Annotated in this window: 20 protein-coding genes; 9 read left to right on the top strand and 11 right to left on the bottom strand. The window is 73.5% G+C overall.

What is annotated here, in order from left to right; genetic code table 11:
- Nucleotides 1–19 precede the first annotated feature (19 nt).
- On the top strand, nt 20–712 hold the full coding sequence (locus tag BLV02_RS20955; protein WP_141711432.1) for a sirohydrochlorin chelatase: 693 nt from the start codon (nt 20–22) through the stop codon (nt 710–712).
- Here the strand turns inward: BLV02_RS20955 and BLV02_RS20950 are convergent.
- From BLV02_RS20950 to ddaH, 6 genes are all read right to left on the bottom strand, one after another.
- A complete protein-coding gene (locus tag BLV02_RS20950; protein ID WP_069109976.1) occupies nt 684–1,196 on the bottom strand; it encodes a hypothetical protein in 513 nt (170 codons plus the stop codon). The genes BLV02_RS20955 and BLV02_RS20950 overlap by 29 nt on opposite strands.
- The gene (locus BLV02_RS20945) at nt 1,193–2,341 is read right to left on the bottom strand and encodes a hypothetical protein (protein ID WP_069109975.1); all 1,149 of its coding nucleotides are present in this window, start codon (nt 2,339–2,341) and stop codon (nt 1,193–1,195) included. The genes BLV02_RS20950 and BLV02_RS20945 overlap by 4 nt, the downstream gene beginning before the upstream one ends.
- Nucleotides 2,342–2,417: 76 nt before the next feature.
- Nucleotides 2,418–4,709 carry a S8 family serine peptidase gene (locus BLV02_RS20940; RefSeq protein WP_069109974.1) on the bottom strand — a complete coding sequence of 764 codons (2,292 nt, stop codon included), beginning with the start codon at nt 4,707–4,709 and terminating at the stop codon, nt 2,418–2,420.
- The gene (locus BLV02_RS36615; RefSeq protein ID WP_171906671.1) at nt 4,706–4,882 is read right to left on the bottom strand and encodes a hypothetical protein; all 177 of its coding nucleotides are present in this window, start codon (nt 4,880–4,882) and stop codon (nt 4,706–4,708) included. The genes BLV02_RS20940 and BLV02_RS36615 overlap by 4 nt, the downstream gene beginning before the upstream one ends.
- Before the next feature lie 60 nt (nt 4,883–4,942).
- A complete protein-coding gene (rocD, locus tag BLV02_RS20935; protein ID WP_069110264.1) occupies nt 4,943–6,160 on the bottom strand; it encodes an ornithine--oxo-acid transaminase in 1,218 nt (405 codons plus the stop codon).
- A gap of 2 nt (nt 6,161–6,162) precedes the next feature.
- Nucleotides 6,163–6,960 (bottom strand): dimethylargininase, encoded by a 798-nt coding sequence (ddaH, locus tag BLV02_RS20930; protein WP_069110263.1) that lies wholly within the window; start codon nt 6,958–6,960, stop codon nt 6,163–6,165.
- Between the two features lie 277 nt (nt 6,961–7,237).
- Here ddaH and BLV02_RS20925 point away from each other — a divergent pair, with 277 nt between their 5' ends.
- Together BLV02_RS20925 and BLV02_RS20920 are read left to right on the top strand one after the other, a co-directional pair.
- Nucleotides 7,238–7,705: an Lrp/AsnC family transcriptional regulator gene (locus tag BLV02_RS20925; protein WP_069109973.1), complete on the top strand. Its 468-nt coding sequence runs from the start codon at nt 7,238–7,240 to the stop codon at nt 7,703–7,705.
- 144 nt (nt 7,706–7,849) lie between these two features.
- On the top strand, nt 7,850–9,193 hold the full coding sequence (locus BLV02_RS20920) for a C40 family peptidase (protein WP_141711431.1): 1,344 nt from the start codon (nt 7,850–7,852) through the stop codon (nt 9,191–9,193).
- Nucleotides 9,194–9,239: 46 nt separating this feature from the next.
- Here BLV02_RS20920 and BLV02_RS20915 read toward each other — a convergent pair whose 3' ends face one another.
- Nucleotides 9,240–9,734, bottom strand: a complete 495-nt coding sequence (locus tag BLV02_RS20915) for an inorganic diphosphatase (protein ID WP_069109971.1) — start codon at nt 9,732–9,734, stop codon at nt 9,240–9,242.
- 94 nt (nt 9,735–9,828) lie between these two features.
- Between BLV02_RS20915 and dacB the strand changes: the two genes are divergently transcribed.
- The 6 genes from dacB to folE all read left to right on the top strand — a co-directional run bounded on the left by dacB (nt 9,829) and on the right by folE (nt 17,018).
- Entirely contained in the window at nt 9,829–11,202 is a 1,374-nt protein-coding gene (gene dacB, locus BLV02_RS20910) for a D-alanyl-D-alanine carboxypeptidase/D-alanyl-D-alanine endopeptidase (RefSeq protein ID WP_083288345.1), read from the top strand.
- Between the two features lie 34 nt (nt 11,203–11,236).
- Complete coding sequence (locus BLV02_RS20905; protein WP_216094049.1) at nt 11,237–12,337, top strand: zinc-dependent metalloprotease; 1,101 nt, start codon at nt 11,237–11,239, stop codon at nt 12,335–12,337.
- 10 nt (nt 12,338–12,347) lie between these two features.
- Nucleotides 12,348–13,571 carry a tRNA lysidine(34) synthetase TilS gene (gene tilS / locus BLV02_RS20900; RefSeq protein ID WP_069109968.1) on the top strand — a complete coding sequence of 408 codons (1,224 nt, stop codon included), beginning with the start codon at nt 12,348–12,350 and terminating at the stop codon, nt 13,569–13,571.
- Between the two features lie 65 nt (nt 13,572–13,636).
- Complete coding sequence (gene hpt, locus BLV02_RS20895) at nt 13,637–14,188, top strand: hypoxanthine phosphoribosyltransferase (RefSeq protein WP_069109967.1); 552 nt, start codon at nt 13,637–13,639, stop codon at nt 14,186–14,188.
- 204 nt (nt 14,189–14,392) lie between these two features.
- Nucleotides 14,393–16,414: an ATP-dependent zinc metalloprotease FtsH gene (gene ftsH, locus BLV02_RS20890; protein WP_069109966.1), complete on the top strand. Its 2,022-nt coding sequence runs from the start codon at nt 14,393–14,395 to the stop codon at nt 16,412–16,414.
- Nucleotides 16,415–16,418: 4 nt separating this feature from the next.
- Nucleotides 16,419–17,018 (top strand): GTP cyclohydrolase I FolE, encoded by a 600-nt coding sequence (folE, locus tag BLV02_RS20885; RefSeq protein ID WP_069109965.1) that lies wholly within the window; start codon nt 16,419–16,421, stop codon nt 17,016–17,018.
- Between the two features lie 41 nt (nt 17,019–17,059).
- Here the strand turns inward: folE and BLV02_RS20880 are convergent, their stop codons facing one another.
- The 4 genes from BLV02_RS20880 to BLV02_RS20865 form a co-directional block, all read right to left on the bottom strand.
- Nucleotides 17,060–17,836: an LLM class F420-dependent oxidoreductase gene (locus tag BLV02_RS20880; RefSeq protein WP_069109964.1), complete on the bottom strand. Its 777-nt coding sequence runs from the start codon at nt 17,834–17,836 to the stop codon at nt 17,060–17,062.
- Between the two features lie 76 nt (nt 17,837–17,912).
- The gene (locus tag BLV02_RS20875) at nt 17,913–18,608 is read right to left on the bottom strand and encodes a glyoxalase/bleomycin resistance/dioxygenase family protein (protein ID WP_069109963.1); all 696 of its coding nucleotides are present in this window, start codon (nt 18,606–18,608) and stop codon (nt 17,913–17,915) included.
- Complete coding sequence (locus tag BLV02_RS20870) at nt 18,605–18,760, bottom strand: ribbon-helix-helix domain-containing protein (RefSeq protein WP_069109962.1); 156 nt, start codon at nt 18,758–18,760, stop codon at nt 18,605–18,607. Before BLV02_RS20870 ends, BLV02_RS20875 begins: the two co-directional genes overlap by 4 nt.
- Nucleotides 18,761–18,779: 19 nt before the next feature.
- The gene (locus BLV02_RS20865; protein WP_074946563.1) at nt 18,780–19,487 is read right to left on the bottom strand and encodes a GAP family protein; all 708 of its coding nucleotides are present in this window, start codon (nt 19,485–19,487) and stop codon (nt 18,780–18,782) included.
- Nucleotides 19,488–19,552: the final 65 nt, after the last annotated feature.

Raw genomic sequence — 19,552 nt, 5'->3', positions numbered from 1 at the left:
CATCGCGCAGACTTGTCCCGTGACTCTCATCGCCGTGGCGCACGGGACCCGCGCCCCCGAAGGCCCCGTCGTACTGGAATCGCTGCTCGCCGGCGTGCGTACGTTGCTGCCGGGGGTGGACGTCCGGGTGGCGTACGTCGACGTGATCGGGCCGACGCTGTCCTCGGTGCTGGCGTCCGTGCCCGACGGCTCGCGCGCCGTCGTGGTGCCGATGTTCCTCGCGTCGGGGTATCACGTGCGGGTCGACGTTCCCTCGGCCGTGGCTGCGGACGGTGGGCGCGCGATCGTGACGCCGGCGCTCGGCCCGGACCCCGCCGTGGTGGCCGCCGTCGAGGCGCGGCTGCGTTCTGCTTCTCCCGACCTGCCGTCCGCCGTCGTGCTGGCCGCCGCCGGCTCGTCCGACGAGTCGGCCCTCGCCGAGGTCTCCGTCGCCGCGTCCTTGCTGGCGTCGGCGCTGGCCCGCCCGGTCGTGCCGGCCTTCGTGACGACGGCCTCGCCGCCCGTGCCCGACGCGGTCGCGTCCCTCCGCGCCGCCGGCCACCCCCGCGTCGGCGTGGCGTCGTACCTGCTCGCGCCCGGGCTCTTCCAGCAGCGCCTGGACGCCTCCGGCGCCGACGTCGTCGCCCCGCCGATCGGGCCGCACCCCCTGGTCGCCGCCCTCATCGCGGAGCGCTACCGGGCGGTCACGCCTCCCGCAGACCCGCCTCGGTGAGCCGCCGCAGGTGATCGGCGTACCCCTCCGGCTCCGGCCGCCGCACGGTCTCGCCGGAGATCGCGTCGTACACGCCCTGGGCGGTCAGCCCGCGCGCCGCCAGCCACGCCGCGGCCCCCTCGCTGCTGCCCTCCTCGTCCTCGTCGACCGCGTGCAGCATGTAGTCGGTGAGCCGCTCCCGGCCCCACTGATCGGCCGGCACGGGGTACGGGTCGCCGGGCGGCGCCTCCGGCCCGAACAGGTCGTACCAGACGCTCCGGTACCACTCGTCCGTCGCCCACTGGCTCGAACCACGCATGGGCGGGTTCGACGAGTCGCGGATGTGCGCCGCGAACTCGTCGCGAATGGCGTGGAAGCTGCCGTCAGCGTCTTCGGCGAGCCGCTTCGGAGCCCGCTCGCACGCCTCGATGTACAGATCGGCGGAGTCGGTGGTGTCGAACCAGGTCCCGATGTACCTGGCGAAGGCCTTCGTCCGTGGGATCACGCGGGGTTCTCCAGGCGTACGTTGTCGGATCCAGGTGCTGATGACGGATAGTACGTGGTCATGGTCCAGCCGGCGGGGCCCTCTCGGAAGACCATCCTGACGCCCGGGTCGTCGCCTTCTGCGAGCGGATCGTAGGCCAGCGTGCGTACGGGCGGCGCGCATTCGCCGTCCTTGCGCATGGCGTCGGCTCGTACCCGGACCCAGTCCTGAGCAGCCTCGGTCGTGCCCGTGCCGGCGCCTCGATGGCCGAAGGTGTCGCCAGGACCTAGACCCGCGGTGCCGGCCGGCAGGAAGAACGCGGCCACCCCATCGTCGGCGTGGTCGGCGAAGAACGTGTCGAGGCCGCCCGGGTACTGGCCGGCATGAGTCAGCAGGACGTCGATCGGACGGGCGAATGCCTCGGGCGAGGTGAAGCGGCTCGCTTCCGAGCCGGCCCGGTGTCGCGAGACGACCTTGCCGTCGGGGCGGAGGCGCCAGGGGTCGGCGCCGGGGGTGGAGTGGTCGGGTGGGCGGGTCCAGCCGACGCGGAGTTCGAGCTCGCGGTCGCTGACCTGCGGACCGTGGATCTCGACCGCATGGCACGCCTCGTCCGACAACCACGCCCGCACGACGGCCTGGTGGGGCGCGGAGACCGCCGCCACGATGCGGTCGCGCGCGTCGTCGATGGCGAGCTGCCGGGCGGCGGGCTGAGCGGCGGCGTCGGCCTTGGACGTGGCGCGGCCGCCGGAGAGGTCGCCGAGCACGGTGGCCACGTAGGAGCGGGCGAAACCGTCCGGGAAGGCCCGCACGAACCCGGCGGCGCCCGGGACGGCGAGCGCGACCGGGTCGAGCGGGGGCAGCGGCGGCAGCTGGTGGTGATCGACGGCGAGAAGGGAGAGGAGGGCGTGGATCTCGGTGGCGATCGCGGTGCGCGTGGCGACGGCGACTGCGGTCAGCTCGGCGGGGAGCGCTCCGGCCAGGGCGGCGGTGTCGTCGGCGGCGTGCCGGACCAGCGGGTGCCGCGCGGCGCGGGCCGCCTCGGACGGGCGCAGCGCGGCCTTCGCGGCCCGGGTGGCGACGTCGTGCAGCTCGCGTTCGGCGTCGGCGCGGGCACGCAACAACGACTCCACCGCCTGCCGCAGCACGCTCTGGCCCGTCCCGCTCACACGGGTGAAGGTCCCCGCCGGACGGCCCCTGTGACAGCCAGAGTGTGGCTCTCGGCAGCGGACCCGGGAGACACACCTACCCCCAGGGAACCTCGGTGCGGGTCGGCGTCGCCCAGGGGCCGTGCGTGATCGGGCCCAGGTCGGCCTCCGACGGTGCGCCGGGCACCTGCGGGACGAACTCGGCCTGCTGGTCCGGCCGCGCGATCAGCCAGCTCTGCTCGACCCCGCCGGGCAGGCCTTCCAGCGGCCGCGCGCCGTAGGGGACGTCGGAGACCTCCTGCCACTGGTCGCCGTCGAGCCGCCAGAGCCCGGCCGGCGAGAACGCCGAACAGGTGCCCGCGGTCTCGGTCATGATCGCGTAGAGGGTCTCGCCGTTGAAGAACGCCTCCTCGACGATCACACCGTCGGGCACCGTGGCGGCCGCGAGCTCGCTGAGGTCGGCGCCGTCGAGCACCGTCGTCTCGGCGCCGCACGCGCCGTAGCCGGTGGTGACGGCGACCCGCGTGCCGCCGGCGGTGACGGCGATCGCGGCCTGCGGCGACCCCATGACGTCGTACGACAGCTCGGCGCTGCCGGAGGCCGGGTCGAGCAGCCACACCCGTTCCGACGCCTGCGCACCGCCGGACTCGTGCACGAGCAACTGCCCGCTGACCGCGCCGAGCAGGGTCTTCGACCCGACCGCGTCGGCCGGGAACGTCGCGGTGGTGGTCGCGGTCTCCTCCAGGGTCGCGGCGTCGTACCAGGTCATCGTCCCCGCATAGTCCATGCCGACGACGAAGGCGCCGGTCTCGCCGTCGACCTCGGTGTCCTCCAGGAACGCGGGCCGGCTCTCCGAGCACCAGTCGCACGGCGCTTCGGCCAGCTCCGCGCTCCCCGCGTCCCAGGAGAACAGCTCGCCGTCGTCGGCGCCGACGAGCAGCGACCCGTCGGCGGCCCAGTCCACCCAGCGCACCGCGGTGCCGACGTCGGCCGGCCGGACGCGCTCCACTCGCGCGCCGTCGAACGCGAACAGTCCGGTGTCGTTGGCATAGGCCACGCGCGTGCCGTCCAGCGTCGGCGTCGCGGGCGGCTCGCCGTCCAGGACCTGCTCCAGCGCGTCGGCGATGTCCAGGAAGCCGCGGCCCACGCCGAGTCCCAGCCGGTCCTCCTCGTCCAGCGGATCGAGGTCGGCGGTGTCGACCAGCGCGTGCGCGATCGCGGCGCCGGGCGCTTCCGGCGCGGCCGCCCGGATCAACGCGGCCGCGGCCGCGACGTGCGGCGCGGCCTGGGAGGTGCCCTGGATCGCCTTGTGCCCGCCGCCGGGCCAGGTGGACAGGACGGCGTTGCGCAGGTCACCGCCGCCCGGCGCGACGAGGTCGATGTACTCGTTGCGCGTGGAGTACCCGGCGAGGTCGAAGTCCTCCTGGACCGCGCCGACGGCGATCACGTCGGGCAGGGCGGCCGGAGTCTGCAGCTGGTTGTGCTCGTCGCAGCCGGTGAGCGGCGACGGGCCGCAGTTGCCGCCGGACGAGACCACGACCACGTCGTTGCTGACGGCGAAGTACACCGCCGCCGCCTCGACCTCGAGATCCTGGGTCTCCTCGACGTCGGGCGACTCCGCAATCGGCCCGCCGAAGGACATGTTGACCGCGTCGGCGTCGTGGTTGACGGCCCAGACCAGCCCGGTCGGCCAGCTCGGACCGGCGTCGTTGGCGTCCTTCAGCCGCACCGGCACGTCGAGGACGCTCACCCGCGGCGCGACCCCGACGATGCCGCCGTTGTCGCGCCGGGCGGCCGCGATGCCGGCGACGTGCGTGCCGTGGCCGTCCGGGTCGTGCGCGCCCTCGCCGGGGTAGTGGCGGCGTTCGACGACGGCGTCGCCGAGGTCCGGGTGCGTCTCGTCGATGCCGGTGTCGAGGACCGCCAGCAGGGCGCCGTCGCCGTCCGGCCAGGGCAGCTCCGGCGAGCCCTTGTCGGCGCCGAGCCGGTCCAGCGCCCACTGGTCGCGCCGGCGGTCGTCCTCCGCGTCGACGGCGACCTCGCCGACCACGCCCGCGGCGACGACGCCGTCCTCCGCCAGCAGCTCGGCCCGTCGCGCCTCGACCTCGTCGGCCGGGACGTACTCGGTGGTCGCGACGAGACAGTCGTTCTCGTCGACGCGCAGCACGTCCAGCGCGACCAGCGCGTCGTCGCCGGGCGCGGCGAGCGGCTCGTCGGGGCAGTCGGCGGCCGGGACGGCGGAGTCGAGCAGCGCCCGCTGCTCGTCGCTGAGCGCGCCGACGGGACCGCCAGAGCCGCCGGCGTCGTCCCGTGTCACGACGATGACCACGACGGCGGCCGCGATGACGACGACCAGGGCCGCGAGAGCGAGCAGCAGCCGGCGGTTCACGACGTGCGCTTCACCCGCTCGCCCGGCGGCAACGGTTCGTTGTGCACGACGACGTCGAACTCGCCGCGGATCTCGATGCGTCTGGCGTCGCCGTCAGCGGCCTTCAACGCCTGCGCCCAGACGGCGGGGTTGACGCGGAGAACGGTGACCTCGTCGTCGGGCTTCTTCGGCACCGGGTCACCGTACGCCTGTCAGGTGTCCGGCAGGTGTCGTCGGCCGCGGCGTGGCGGACGTCACGCCCCGCGCGCCGCCAGCACCCGGCCCAGCGCGTCGACCGCGAGGTCGATCTCGTCGCGCGTCACCACGAGCGGCGGCGCGAACCGGATGGTCGAGCCGTGCGTGTCCTTGACGAGGACGCCCTCGGCCAGCAGCGCCTCGCACGCCTCCCGGCCGCTCATGAGTTCCGGGTTGATGTCGACTCCGGCCCAGAGCCCGCGCCCGCGGACCTCGACCACCCCGTGCCCGATCAGCTCGCGCAGCCGCGCGTGCAGGTGCGCGCCCAGCTCGACGGCGGCCCGCTGCCACTCGCCGGTCGCCAGCATGGCGACGACGGCGCGCCCGGCCGCGCAGGCCAGTGGGTTGCCGCCGAACGTGCTGCCGTGCTCGCCGGGATGGATGACGCCGAGGACGTCGCTGTTGCCGACGACCGCGGACACCGGCACGACGCCGCCGCCGAGCGCCTTGCCGAGCAGGTAGAGGTCGGGCACGACGCCCTCGTGCTCGCAGGCGAACGTGGTGCCGGTGCGGCCGAGGCCGGACTGGATCTCGTCGGCGATGAACAGCACCCGCCGCTCGTCGCACAGCCGCCGCACCTCCGCGAGGTACCCGGGCAGCGGGACGACGACGCCGGCCTCGCCCTGTACCGGCTCGACCAGCACGCCCACCGTGGTGTCGTCGATCGCGGCCGCCATCGCCGCGGCGTCGCCGTACGGGACGACCCGGAAACCGGGCGTGAACGGGCCGAAGTGGGTGCGCGCGACCGGGTCGGTGGAGAAGCTGACGACGCTGATGGTGCGGCCGTGGAAGTTGCCCTCCGCGACGATGATCGTCGCCTGGTCCTCCGGCACGCCCTTGACCTCGTAGCCCCACTTGCGGGCCACCTTGAGGCCGGTCTCGACCGCCTCGGCGCCGGTGTTCATCGGCAGCACGAGCTCCTTGCCGGCGAGGTCGGCCAGCTCGCGGGCGAACGGGCCGAGCACGTCGTGGTGGAACGCGCGGCTGGTCAGCGTGACGCGGTCGAGCTGCGTCTTGACGGCGGCGACGATCTGCGGGTGCCGGTGGCCGAAGTTCACCGCGGAGTACGCGGCGAGGAAGTCGAGGTAGCGGCGGCCCTCGACGTCGGTGACCCACGCGCCCTCGGCCTCGGCGACGACGACGGGAAGCGGGTGGTAGTTGTGCGCGGTGCTGCTCTCGACGAGGGCGATCGCGTCCTGGGTGCGGGTGGTCTGCATCGTCACGGGTGCTCCTCGGCGATGGTGGGGGCGTGCAGTTCCAGAGTGGCGCACTTGACGCCGCCACCGGACCTCAACAGCTCGGAGACGTCGACGGGAATCGGCTCGAACCCGGCCCGGTCGACGGCGTCGGCGAGATCGTGCGCCTGCGCGGCGAGCACCACGTGCCGGCCGTCGCTGACGGCGTTCAGCCCGAGCACGAGCGCGTCGGCCTCGGTGGCGACGATCGCCTCGGGGAACAGTCCGGCCAGCAGCGCCTGGCTGGCCGGTGAGAACGCCGGCGGGTAGTACGCGATCGTCGTCGCGTCGAGGACGGCGAGCGCGGTGTCGAGGTGGTAGAAGCGCGGGTCGACGAGCTCCAGCGGCACCACCGGCACCTCGAAGACGGCGGCCAGCTCGGCGTGCGCGGCGGGGTCGGACCGGAACCCTGCGCCGGCCAGGATCCGCCCGCCGGCCCACGCGAAGTCGCCCTCGCCCTCGTTGACGGCGACCGGCTCGGTGACGGCGACGCCCGCGGCCTCCAGCCACGACCGGTGCGCCGGCGCCTCGTCGGCCCGGACCAGCTCGCGGAACCGGGCTCCGAGCGCGCGGTCGCCGACCACGAACGCGCCGTTCGCCGCGAACACCATGTCGGGCAGGCCGGGCCGCGGGTCGAGCTGGTGCACGCGGTGGCCGAGCCGCTCGTACGTCGCGCGCAGGTCGTCCCACTGCGTCAACGCACGATCAACATTGACCGGTGTGGATGGATCCATCCACACGTTGATCGAGTAATGGACGGAGAAGTGCTCCGGACGGCACATCACGTAGTCGCGGGTGGTCGCGACGCGGGTGGTGTCGACGCGGGTGGTCGCGATGCGGGGGCCGGCAACGGGACCTGCGAGGGGGCCGGCGACGGGGCCGGGGAGGGGGAGCCGGGTCAGCTCCGTGGCGTCGTTCACGGTCACAGCGCCAAGGTAGGGCGCGGCGGCGGTGGCGATCGAGATCGTTCCATTGCCGTATGCGGGCGAAACGTTGCGTCCGTTCTCGATCGAACGGCGATTCGTTGCGCCAGGCGGCGCGGAAGGGGACGATCCACCCATGACACTCGACGCGCTGGACGAGCGGATCATCCGCGTCCTCATGGCCGACGGCCGGGCCAGCTACGGCGCCATCGGCCAGAAGGTCAGCCTGTCCGCCCCCGCCGTCAAGCGCCGCGTCGACCGGCTGCGCGCCCGCGGCGTCGTCACCGGGTTCACCGTCAGGGTCGAGCCGGCCGAGATCGGCTGGAGCACCGAGGCGTACGTCGAGCTGTTCTGCAACCCGCGCACGACCGGCGCGCAGATCGCCCGCCGCGTGCAGACCTACCCGGAGGTCGTCGAGGCGTTCATGGTCACCGGCGACGCCGATGCCATGCTGCACGTCTTCGCCGGGAGCATGCAGCACTTCGAGCGGGTGCTGACGGAGATCTCCGCCGAGCCGTTCGTCGCCCGCACCCGCAGCGTGCTGGTGCTGTCGCCGCTGCTCCGGCGCGTGCAGGCGCCTCGGACCGACGTTGACGCGCCGTGAAATTACACGTGTGTGGTTAGTCAAGGCGACACGCCGTGTGACTCCTGAAATTCTTGTGATTCCTGTTCACTCCCGTGACTTTCTTGGTTACTGTGCTTCGTGGGACGCCAGGTACGGGGGAGGTTGTCAGTGCGGAATCGGTTCGTGGCAGGGGTGTTCGCCACCGCGCTGGCCGCCGGCGTGGTCGGGCCGGCGCACGCCGACCCGGCCGTTCCCACCGAGTCCGAACTCCAGGACGCCCGCGACGCCGAGGCAGCCGCCGCCGGCTCCGTTGCGGCGCTGGAGGCGCGGCTGGCCGATCTGACGGCGCAGGTCGACGCGCTGTACATCGCGGCGGCCAAGGCGATCGAGGCGTACAACGGCGCCCGGGTGCTGCTCGAGCAGGCCACCGAGGCGGAGACGACGGCGCGCGCGGCGGCCGAGCAGCGCGCGGCCGAGGCCGAGCAGGCCCGCATCGAGCTGGGCCGCATGGCCGCGGCGACGTACAGCCAGGGCGGCCAGCTGGCCGGCGTCGGCATGGTGCTCGGCGCCGACGACGGGCAGGCGCTCTACGAGGGCATGGGCGCGCTGCGCGCCGTCACCCGCTCGCAGGCCACCATCGCGCAGCGGGCCCGCGACGCCCGGCAGGAGGCCGACGACGCGGCGGCGCTGGCGGCGACGGCGCTGGCGGAGCGCTCCGCGGCCGCCGAGCAGGCCGACACCGCGCGGGCCGCCGCCGAGGCCGCCGTCGCCGGGCAGGAGCAGGCCGTTGCCGCCGTCGAGGAGCAGCGCGGCGCCGCCATCACCCAGCTGGCCGCCGCTCGCGGCACCACCGTCACGCTGGAGCGGCAGCGCCAGGAGGCGCTCGCCGCCGAGCAGGAGCGGGCCGAGCAGGAGCAGGCGGAGCAGCCGACCGCCCCGCCGCAGCCGACCACCGAGCCGTCGGTCGGCCCGCCGGACGATCCGACCGTGCCGGTCGAGCCGCCGCCGACCACCCCGCCGCAGCCGACGACGGAGCCGAGCCCGCCGCAGCCGACGACGCCGCCCGAGCCGCCCGAGCCGCCGGTCCCGCCGCAGCCCACCGTCGAGCCGTCGCCGGAACCGACCGAGGAGCCGGAGGAGCCCGAGCAGCCGGACCCGCCGGCCAGCGGCGCCCAGGCCGCCGTCGACTACGCGTACGCGCAGGTCGGCAAGCCGTACGAGTGGGGCGCCGACGGCCCGAACAGCTTCGACTGCTCCGGCCTCACCATGCGGGCCTGGGAGGCCGGCGGCGTCGGCCTGCCGCACTGGAGCGTCGCCCAGGCGCAGGCGGTCGACCGCGTCTCGTACTCCGACCTGCGCGCCGGCGACCTGATCTTCTGGTCCGACAACGGCCAGGCCTCCGGCGTGTACCACGTCGGCCTGTACATCGGCGGCGGCCGGATGATCCACGCGCCGCGGCCGGGCAAGAACGTCGAGGTCCAGAACGTCTTCTACTGGGTCGACCCGTCGTTCTACGGCCGCGTCTGACCACCGGCCGTCAGGAGGGCGGGGGCCGCCGCCCCCGCCCGCCGGCTCAGTGCGAGCCGCCGGTGTCGATCAGACGCTGGCGGGAGGCCTTGATCTCCTCTTCGGCGGCGCCGCGGTCGACCCACGTGGCGCCCTCGACCGACTTGCCCGGCTCGAGGTCCTTGTAGATCTCGAAGAAGTGCTGGATCTCCAGCCGGTCGAACTCGGGGACGTCGCCGATGTCCTGGAACGTGCTCTTCCGCGGGTCGCCCGCAGGCACGCAGAGCACCTTGTCGTCGCCGCCGGCCTCGTCCTTCATCCGGAACATGCCGATGGCGCGGCAGCGGATGAGGCACCCCGGGAACGTCGGCTCCTCGAGCAGCACCAGCGCGTCGAGCGGGTCGCCGTCGAGGCCCAGGGTGTCGTCGATGAACCCGTAGTCGTGGGGGTAGCGCGTCGACGTGAAGAGCCGGCGGTCGAGTTTGATGCGTCCGGTCTCGTGGTCCATTTCGTACTTGTTCCGGCTGCCGGCCGGAATCTCGATGGTGACGTCGAACTCCACCTGTAGGTCCTTCCCCCACGCGTCCCGATGTGCTGGTCGGGTCAAGTGTCCCGTACGGTGATTGCCGCCGTGTCAACAGGTTGAGGGGGCGACGATGTGGAGGCGGGTCGCGATCGCGACGGGCTGCGTGGTCGTGCTGGCCGCCGGCGCCGGTGTCGTGCTCGACCGCACCACCGGCCTGCCCTGGATCGACGACGACGCCGCGGCCGAGACGCCGCTGTTCCGCCCGGCGGCGGCGCCCGCCCCGACGTGGACACCGGCGCCGGGCGTTCTGGCTGCTCCGGCCGACGCCGGCGCGGCGGGTGAGCCGGCCGTCGGCGACGTACTCGCCCCGACGCTGGGCGCGGCCGGGTTGGGCGGACGGGTCGGGGTCAGCGTCGTCGACCTCGTCACCGGCACGCCGTCCTACGAGACCGCCGCCGCCGACCCGCACACGCCGGCCAGCACGCTGAAGATCCTCACCGGCGCCGCCGCGCTGCACGCGCTCGGTCCGGACCACCGGTTCACCACCCGCGTCGTCAGCGGGCCGGACCCGTCCGCCGTCACGCTGGTCGGCGGCGGCGACCCCACGCTCACGGCCGGCGACGACGGCACCGGCACCCGGCTGGCCGACCTCGCCGCGGCGACGGCGCGGGCGCTGACCGACGCCGGGGTGTCGTCGGTGACGCTGTCGTACGACGCCTCGCTGTTCAGCGGGCCGGCCGCGGACCCCGACTGGAGCCCCGGCTACATCCCCAGCGTCGTCTCGCCGACGACCGCGCTGGCCGCCGACATCATGGACCGTCCGTCCGACCCGCCGCTCGACGCGGCCGAGGAGTTCGCCGGTCTGCTCGCCGACCAGGGCATCGCGGTCGACGGCGACCCGGCCGAGGCCGCCGCGCCCGCCGACGATGCCGCGCTCGCCGCGGGCACCGAGCTGGCCGCCGTCACGTCCGCGCCGCTCGCGACCATCGTCGAGGACATCCTCACCAGCAGCGACAACGACGGCGCCGAGGTGCTGGCCCGGCACGTCGCGCTCGCGTCCGGCGCGCCCGGGACGTCCGAGGCGGCCGGCCCGGCCGTCGTCGCGGCGCTCGCGGACCTCGGCCTCGACGCGTCCGGCGCCACGCTGCTCGACGGCAGCGGGCTGGCCCGGGGCAGCGCCGTCCCGGCCACGCTGATCACGCAGACGCTCGCGCTGGCCGCCGGGCCGGACCACCCGGAGCTGCGCGCCGTCGTCACCGGGCTGCCGGTCGCCGCGTTCACCGGCACGCTCGCCGACCGGTTCGACGACTCCGCCGCGGCCGGCCTGGTGCGCGCGAAGACCGGCACCCTCACCGGCGTCAGCGCCCTGGCCGGAGTCGTGGTGGCGGCCGACGGCGTCCCGTACGCGTTCGCGGTGCTCGCCGACGACGTCGGCAACACGACGGAGGCGCGGGCCGCCCTCGACGACGTCGCGGCCGCCCTCGCCGGCTGCGGCTGTGCCTAGGGTGCGTTCCCGCCCGGTGACGTAGCGTGGTCGTATGACGACCGCTGACTCCGCTCCCGACATGGTCGACTGGGATCTCGCGGTCGCGACTGCGCAACGACTGGCCGGTCCCGGGCCGTCGGTCACCGACTCCGAGGCCCGCGAGGCCGTGGCGGAGCTGCGCCGGCTCGCGACCGAGGCCGAGGCGCACGTCAACGGCTTCACCGGGCTCGACGCCTCGCTCGGCTACGCGCCCCTGGTGGTCGTCGACCGCGGCAACTGGGCCCGGGCCAACGCCCAGAGCATGCGCACCATCATCGCGCCGCTGCAGCGCAAGTTGCAGAAGGGCCGCGAGCACAGCCCGTTCCAGCGGGTCGGCCCGAAGGTCACCGGGCTGCAGACCGGTGCGCTGCTGGCGTTCCTGGCCAGCAAGGTGCTCGGCCAGTTCGACCCGTTCTGGGCCGGCCGACTGGGCGGACCCGACGACGGCGCGCAGGGCCGGCTGCTGCTGGTCGCGCCGAACATCGTCCACGTCGAGCGCGAACTGGGCGTCGACCCGCACGACTTCCGGCTCTGGGTCACGCTGCACGAAGAGACCCACCGCGTGCAGTTCACCGCGGTCCCGTGGCTGCGCGACCACCTCGCCGCCGAGATCGAGGCGTTCGTCGAGGCCACCGACGTCGACCCCGGCGCGTTCCTCACCCGCGCCCGCGACGCCGTCCGGGCCCTCGGCGAGACCGCCCGGTCCGCCGACGGCGGCGGCTCCGTCCTCGACCTCGTGCAGACGCCCGCGCAGAAGGCGGTCCTCGACCGCGTCACGGCGTTCATGTCGCTGCTCGAGGGGCACGCCGACGTCGTCATGGACGGCGTCGGGCCCGACGTCATCCCGTCGGTCGAGACCATCCGGCGCCGGTTCCAGCGCCGCCGCTACTCGTCCGTCGGGCTCGACCGCACCATCCGCCGGCTGCTCGGCCTCGACGCCAAGATGCGCCAGTACCGCGACGGCGCCGCGTTCGTCAACGCCGTCGTCGGCCGCGTCGGCATGCCGGGGTTCAACCGCATCTGGGAGTCGCCGGCCACGCTGCCGACCAAGGACGAGATCGCCGATCCCGTCGCCTGGGTGCGCCGGGTGCACGGCCAGCCGGCGCTGGGCTGACGCTGCTCCCATGGGGCACCCGCACCTCGACGTCCGGCGGGCCGTGCGCACGGCGCTCGCGGACCTGCCCGGAGGCTCGACGGTGCTGGTGGCCTGCTCCGGCGGCGCCGACTCGCTCTCGCTGGCGGCGGCGACGGCGTGGGTGGCGACCCGGTCGTCCGGGGCGCTGCGGGCCGGCGCCGTCTGCGTCGACCACGGGTTGCAGGACGGGTCGGCGGCGCGGGCGCGTGCGGCGGCCTCGGCGCTGGTGCAGCTCGGGCTGGACCCCGTCGTCACCGTCCACCTCGACGCCTCGCGCGGGCCGGACGGTCCCGAGGGCAACGCGCGGGCGGCCCGGTACACGGCCCTGACGGCGGCGGCGTCGCGGGTGGGCGCATCGGCGGTGCTGCTGGGCCACACGCTGGACGACCAGGCCGAGACCGTCCTGCTGGGGCTGGCGCGCGGGTCGGGGTCGCGGTCGCTGTCCGGCATGGCGGCGTGCTCCGGTTCGCTGCGGCGCCCGCTCCTCGGCCTGCGCCGTTCGGTGGTGCGAGCGGCGCTGCCGGCGGGGCTCGTCGCGTGGGAGGACCCGCACAACGAGGACGCCGCGTATGCGCGGGCGCGGGTGCGGCACCGGGTGCTGCCGGTGCTCGAGGCCGAGCTCGGTCCCGGTGTCGCCGAGGCGCTGGCCCGCACCGCCGCCCTCGCCCGCGCCGACGCGGATGCGCTGGACGCCGCAGCGGCCGCCGCCTTCGCCGTGATGACGGCGCCACCAGCGTCCCCGTCGGCGTCGATGCCGGGGGTCGTGCCGGGCGGCGTGGCGTCGAAGGCGCTGGCGTCGTCGGGCTCGTCCGGTGATCGTCGCGACCGTACGCAGACCCCTCCCGGCCCGGGTGGGGCCCCACCCTACGGGCGGGCACCGACAACGTCCGCCGACGACGCGGTCGCGCCGGCCGGCGCGGCGACCTCGCCCCCCGGCGCGGCGACCTCGCCCCCCGGCGCGGCGACCTCGTCGGCCGGCACGGCGACCTTGCCGGGGCTGGACGTCGGCGAACTGGCGGCGCTGCCGCAGGCGGTCCGCTGGCGGGTGCTGCGCCGGGCCGCGATCGCCGCCGGGAGCCCGCCCACCGATCTCACCGCCGCCCACGTCGCCGCCGTCGACACGCTCGTCACGGGGTGGCGGGGGCAGGCCGGCATCGACCTCCCTGGCGGCCTGCGCGCCACCCGCCGCGACGGCCGCCTGCGCTTCACCTAGAGGTGAGGGCGCCGACTTCACCCACACCCCGCGCCCGCCGGGACGGCGTGTGAAAGGCTGCGGATGTGGATCCAGAACACGTCGACGGTGACCTCGAGCAGATCCTCCTCACCGAGGAGCAGATCCAGGACAAACTGGCGGAGCTGGCAGCCGCCATCGAGCGTGACTACGACGGTAAGGATCTCCTGCTCGTCGGCGTGCTCAAGGGCGCGATCATGGTCATGGCCGACCTCAGCCGGCACCTGTCGCGACACGTCGAGCAGGACTGGATGGCCATCTCGTCCTACGGGTCGGGCACGAGGTCCAGCGGCGTCGTCCGCATCGTCAAGGACCTCGACACCGACATCACCGACCGCCACGTGCTCGTCGTCGAGGACATCATCGACACCGGGCTGACGCTGTCGTGGCTGGTGTCGAACCTGCGCTCGCGCGGGCCGGCGTCGGTCGAGGTGTGCACGCTGCTGCGCAAACCCGAGGCCGCGAAGACCGCCGTCGACGTCAGGTACGTCGGCTACGACATCCCCAACGCGTTCGTCGTCGGCTACGGCCTCGACTACGCCGAGCGGTACCGCAACCTGCGGGTCGTCGGCACGCTGGCGCCCCACGTCTACAGCTGATGTGACGCAGTTGTCCGGCATCCCGGGAACACGGGTGCTCACCTGCGACGTTCTCAACATGTAACCGACCTGCCGGAATGGTCGAGCAGGCCCGCGCAAGGTATCGTCGGACGATCCGACACCTTCGGTGGACATGCCGGGCGTTCGCGGCGTGTGCAGAAGGCAGCCGATCACAGGAGGTACGGGGCCAGCAGGTCTCGCATCATGAACGCCAAGCGATTCACGCGACCACTCATCTGGTTGCTCGTCTTCGTGCTCGCCGCCGTCGTGCTGAGCAGTGTGCTCGACCGTGCCGGCGGCGCGGAGAAGGTCGACACCGCTCGCATCGTCTCCGAGATCGAGGCCGGCAACGTCCAGTCCGCGAAGATCACCGGTGGTGAGACTCAGGAGATCGAGCTCACGCTGGCCGACTCCGACAACACCAAGATCGTCTCCCAGTACGTCGAGGGCCAGGGCCTGCAGCTGCAGGAGTCGCTCCAGCGTCTGCACGACGAAGACGGCACCAAGCTCGAGAGCTACAACGTCGAGGTGCCGCAGCCGAGCATCCTGTGGGGCATCCTCGGCACGCTGCTGCCGTTCCTGATCCTCGGTGCGCTGATCTTCTTCTTCATGACGCAGATGCAGGGCGGCGGCGGCCGCGTCATGCAGTTCGGCAAGTCGCGCGCCAAGCTGGCCAGCAAGGACGCGCCGAAGACGACGTTCGCGGACGTCGCCGGCGCGAACGAGGCCATCGAGGAGCTCCACGAGATCAAGGAGTTCCTGCAAGAGCCGGGCAAGTTCCAGGCCGTCGGCGCGAAGATCCCGAAGGGCGTGCTGCTGTACGGCTCGCCCGGTACGGGTAAGACGCTGCTGGCGCGCGCGGTCGCCGGCGAGGCGGGCGTGCCGTTCTACTCCATCTCCGGTTCCGACTTCGTCGAGATGTTCGTCGGCGTCGGCGCCTCCCGGGTCCGCGACCTGTTCAAGGAGGCCAAGGAGAACGCGCCGGCCATCGTGTTCGTCGACGAGATCGACGCGGTCGGGCGGCACCGTGGCGCCGGCATGGGCGGCGGCCACGACGAGCGCGAGCAGACGCTGAACCAGCTGCTGGTCGAGATGGACGGCTTCGACGTCAAGACGAACGTCATCCTGATCGCCGCCACCAACCGGCCCGACATCCTCGACCCCGCCCTGCTGCGTCCGGGCCGCTTCGACCGTCAGATCGCGGTCGAGCCGCCCGACCTCGAGGGCCGCGAGAAGATCCTGGGCGTCCACGCCCGGGGCAAGCCGTTGACGGAGGACGCCGACCTCCGCGCGGTGGCGCGCCGCACGCCGGGCTTCACCGGCGCCGACCTCGCCAACGTGCTGAACGAGGCCGCGCTGCTGACCGCGCGCCGCAACGAGAAGCAGATCACGCCGCAGGCGCTGGACGAGGCCATCGACCGCGTGGTGGCGGGCCCGCAGAAGAGCTCGCGCATCATGAAGGACGACGAGAAGCGCATGACCGCCTACCACGAGGGCGGGCACGCGCTGGTGGCGGCGGCGCTGCACCACACCGACCCGGTGCACAAGGTGACGATCCTGCCGCGAGGCGGCGCCCTGGGCTACACCATGGTGCTGCCCGACGAGGACAAGTACTCCACCACGCGCAACGAGATGCTCGACCAGCTCGCCTACATGATGGGTGGCCGAGCCGCCGAGGAGATGGTCTTCCACGACCCCACCACGGGGGCGTCGAACGACATCGACAAGGCCACCACGCTGGCCCGGCGCATGGTCACGCAGTACGGCATGACGGAACGGCTGGGCGCCATCAAGTTCGGCTCCGACCGGTCCGAGCCGTTCCTGGGCCGCGACATGGGCCACGAGCGCGACTACTCCGAGACCGTCGCCGGCATCGTCGACGAAGAGGTGCGCAAGCTCATCGAGACCGCGCACCAGGAGGCCTTCGACATCCTGGTCGAGAACCGCGAGATCCTCGACCAGCTGGTCATCGCGCTGCTCGAGCGCGAGACGTTGAACAAGGAAGAGGTCGCCGAGGTCTTCGCCGCCATCCGCAAGCGCGGCCGGCGTCCGGCGTGGACCGGTTCGGCCACGCGCAAGCCGTCCGAGCGTGGCCCGGTGGCGTTCCCGATCAAGGTCTCGACCAACGGCCACCACGCCGAGGAGCCGGCCGCCATCACCATCGCGCCCGACCCCACGCCGGTGCTGCCGCCGATGCCGAAGCCCGAGGGCCCGGTCGAGGGCTGACGCAGTGAACGCGGAACCGGTGCCGACGCCGCCGCCCGGGCAGTTCGATCACGCCCGGGTGGAGGCGGCCGTGCGCGAGCTGCTGGTCGCGATCGGGGAAGACCCCGAGCGCGACGGCCTGCTCGACACCCCGTCGCGGGTCGCGCGGGCGTACGCCGAGATGTTCGGCGGACTGCACCAAGACCCCGCTGACGTCCTCACCACCACGTTCGAGCTGGGCCACGACGAGATGGTGCTGGTCAAGGACATCGAGCTGGCCTCCATGTGCGAGCACCACCTCGTCCCGTTCTACGGCTTCGCCCACGTCGGCTACATCCCCGGCCCGTCCGGCCGCATCGCCGGGCTGTCCAAGCTGGCCCGCCTGGTCGACGTCTACGCCAAGCGGCCGCAGGTGCAGGAGCGGCTCACGTCGCAGGTCGCCAACTCCCTGGTCGAGCTGCTCAAGCCGGCCGGCGTCATCGTCGTCGTCGAGGCCGAGCACCTGTGCATGACCATGCGCGGCGTCCGCAAGCCGGGCGCCAAGACGGTCACCAGCGCGGTCCGCGGCCAGCTGCGCGACGCCACCACACGCGCCGAGGCGATGAGCCTGATCATCGGGCACTAGGAGCGAGGCGGGCGGGGCCGGCGTCCCCACCCGACCAGCGCTCAAGCGTTGTGGCGGTCGCGCCACTCCACCCACGCGCTGATCGAGCCCAGGTCGTAGAGCGGGCCGGACGCGCTGATCGTGAACAGGCTGATGCCCAGCTCGACGAGCGCCTCGGCGGCCGCGCCGGGACGGCCGCTCACCGCCGTCGAACGCTCGATCTCGCCCGGGTCGCGGCCGACGGTGGCGCACCAGCCGTCGAGCACCTCGGACTTGTGCCGCAGGATGCTCGCGTCGCCGAAGGCGTGCCAGATGGTGCCGTGCTCGGCGACGTGGCGCAGCGTCTTCTTCTCGCCGCCACCGCCGATGAGGATCGGGATGTCGCGCGACGGTGCGGGGTTCAGCTTCGACCAGCGGTCCTTGATGCGCGGCAGCGCCTCGCCGAGGTCGTCCAGCCGGGTGCCCGCGGTGCCGAACTCGTAGCCGTACTCGTCGTAGTCGCGCTGGAACCAGCCGCCGCCGATGCCGAGGATGAGCCGGCCGTCACTGATGTGGTCGACGGTGCGGGCCATGTCGGCCAGCAGCTCCGGGTTGCGGTAGCCGACGCTGCTGACGAGAGCACCGATCTCGACTCGGGACGTCTGCTCCGCCCACGCGCCGAGCATCGTCCAGCACTCGAAGTGCTTGCCGTCGGGCTCGCCGCGCAGCGGGAAGAAGTGGTCCCAGTTGAAGACGATGTCGACGCCGGCGTCCTCGGCCTCGGCGGCGGCGCGGCGGATCTCCCGGTAGTCGGCGTGCTGGGGCTGGATCTGGACACCGATGCGGATCGGTCGGGACATGGGCGTGCCTCGCTCGGGTCGGGGATACCACCGGGACAACCCCGCGGCGCCGCCCCCGCATTCCGGCTGGGCCGGACTACGCGCCGGCCCGGCGGAATCCGTGCAGGTCGGTCTGGACCTGGTTGACGAAGATGTCGCCGCCGCCGTCGGGGTCGGGCACCCGCACCGTGAGGCCGTAGTTCTCGTCGACGACGGACGCGGTGAGGCCGCGGGCGCTCAGCCGCTCGGCCAGCGCGCGGACGTCGCCGTCGTACTCGAACGAGATCTGGACCGACGGCCGGTCGGCGCCGTGCGCCGCCACCAGCCCGCCGCCGGGCGCGACGAAGTCGACCCAGTCGCCGGTGTGCGAGGCGATGCGCACCGACAGGCCGAGCCGGCTCAGCACGCCGGCCGCACCCGCCACATCGGGCGAGTACCAGAGCGGCAGCGTCGACAGCGCGGCGTCGGCACCCCGCGGCGGCGCGGCGTCCGGGCGCTCGTCGACGTGTACCCGCAGGCCGTCGGGCCCTGTGACCTCCAGCCGCCCGCCGGCCGACACCGTCGCCAGGCCGTTGCGCTCGCACTCCGCGGCGACGGCGAACAGGTCCGGCGCCTCGAAGCCCAGCTCGGCGGCGGACTCGTCGGCGCGGATCACGGCGACCCGGCCGTGCCCGAGCGCGAGGTCGACGCGGTCGCCGTCGCGGCTGGTGACGACGCCGCCGAGCGCCTCGACGACCCGGACCCACGCGTCGGCGTGCGGCGTGCGCCGGACCGGGCGGACGGTGAGCGTCATCGGGGGTCCTCCTGCTGCGCGGTGGCGAGGTACTCCCGCAGCACCTTCTCGACGAACGCCGACAGGCTCAGCTCCTCGTCGATGCTGCGGTGCTTCGTGGCGCGGACGACGTCCGGCGGCAGGTAGACGTTGAACTGCACCTTGTCGGCCATGGCTAGGATGCTAGCGCGCCTAGCCGAACAGCTGGAACTCGGTGTGCAGCACGTAGACGGCGTCGCGGACCAGCAGGAAGCCGGCGATGCCCATGATCCAGCTCAGCGTCTCGGCCGAGTTGGCCTGCAGCCAGTCGCGGAACCGCTCGAGCCGGGCCCGCACGCGGTCGCCGGCCACCCGCCACACGACGAACAGCAGCACGCCCGGCAGCACCATGATCACGTTGTAACCGGCCAGCAGCGGCGCCCACTGCGCCGGGCTCAGCTCGTTCGACGTCATGATGCCGATCGCGGCCAGGTACGGCAGCGCCGTCGCGCCCTCCAGCAGGCCGGTGGTGACGCCGAGCCCCACCGCCGCGGGGACGGTCTGCACCCGCCCGGCCCGCCGCTCCCGCCGTCCGGACCCGCCGTCGCCGTCGTCCTTCTTCTTCGTCGGCACGAACCAGGCGCCGACGAAGAGAGCGGCGCCGATGCCGGCCTGGATCAGGTACGCCGTCCGGCCGTTCGCGGCGTCGCCGAGGGAGTCGACGACGGCGCCGAGGCCGGCCATCAGCGCGGTGCCGAGGACGAAGTAGAACAGCGCGACGGTCGCGAGGTAGCTGAACAGCAGCCGTGGCGTGCGCGAACCGGCCGTCAGCAGCAGGTAGATCGAGATGCCGATGGTCGCCGGGCTCATGGTGTCGAGCAGGGCCAGGCCGTACACCGGCAGGATGACGTCGAGTCCCACGGCGGTCTCCTTCGGGATTGCAACACGACTGTGCGGAATAAATTAGCACAGTCGTGATAGAAAGA

Source organism: Jiangella alba (assembly GCF_900106035.1).
Classification (GTDB): Bacteria; Actinomycetota; Actinomycetes; order Jiangellales; family Jiangellaceae; genus Jiangella; species Jiangella alba.
This window is presented reverse-complemented; position numbering and strand designations above follow the sequence as displayed.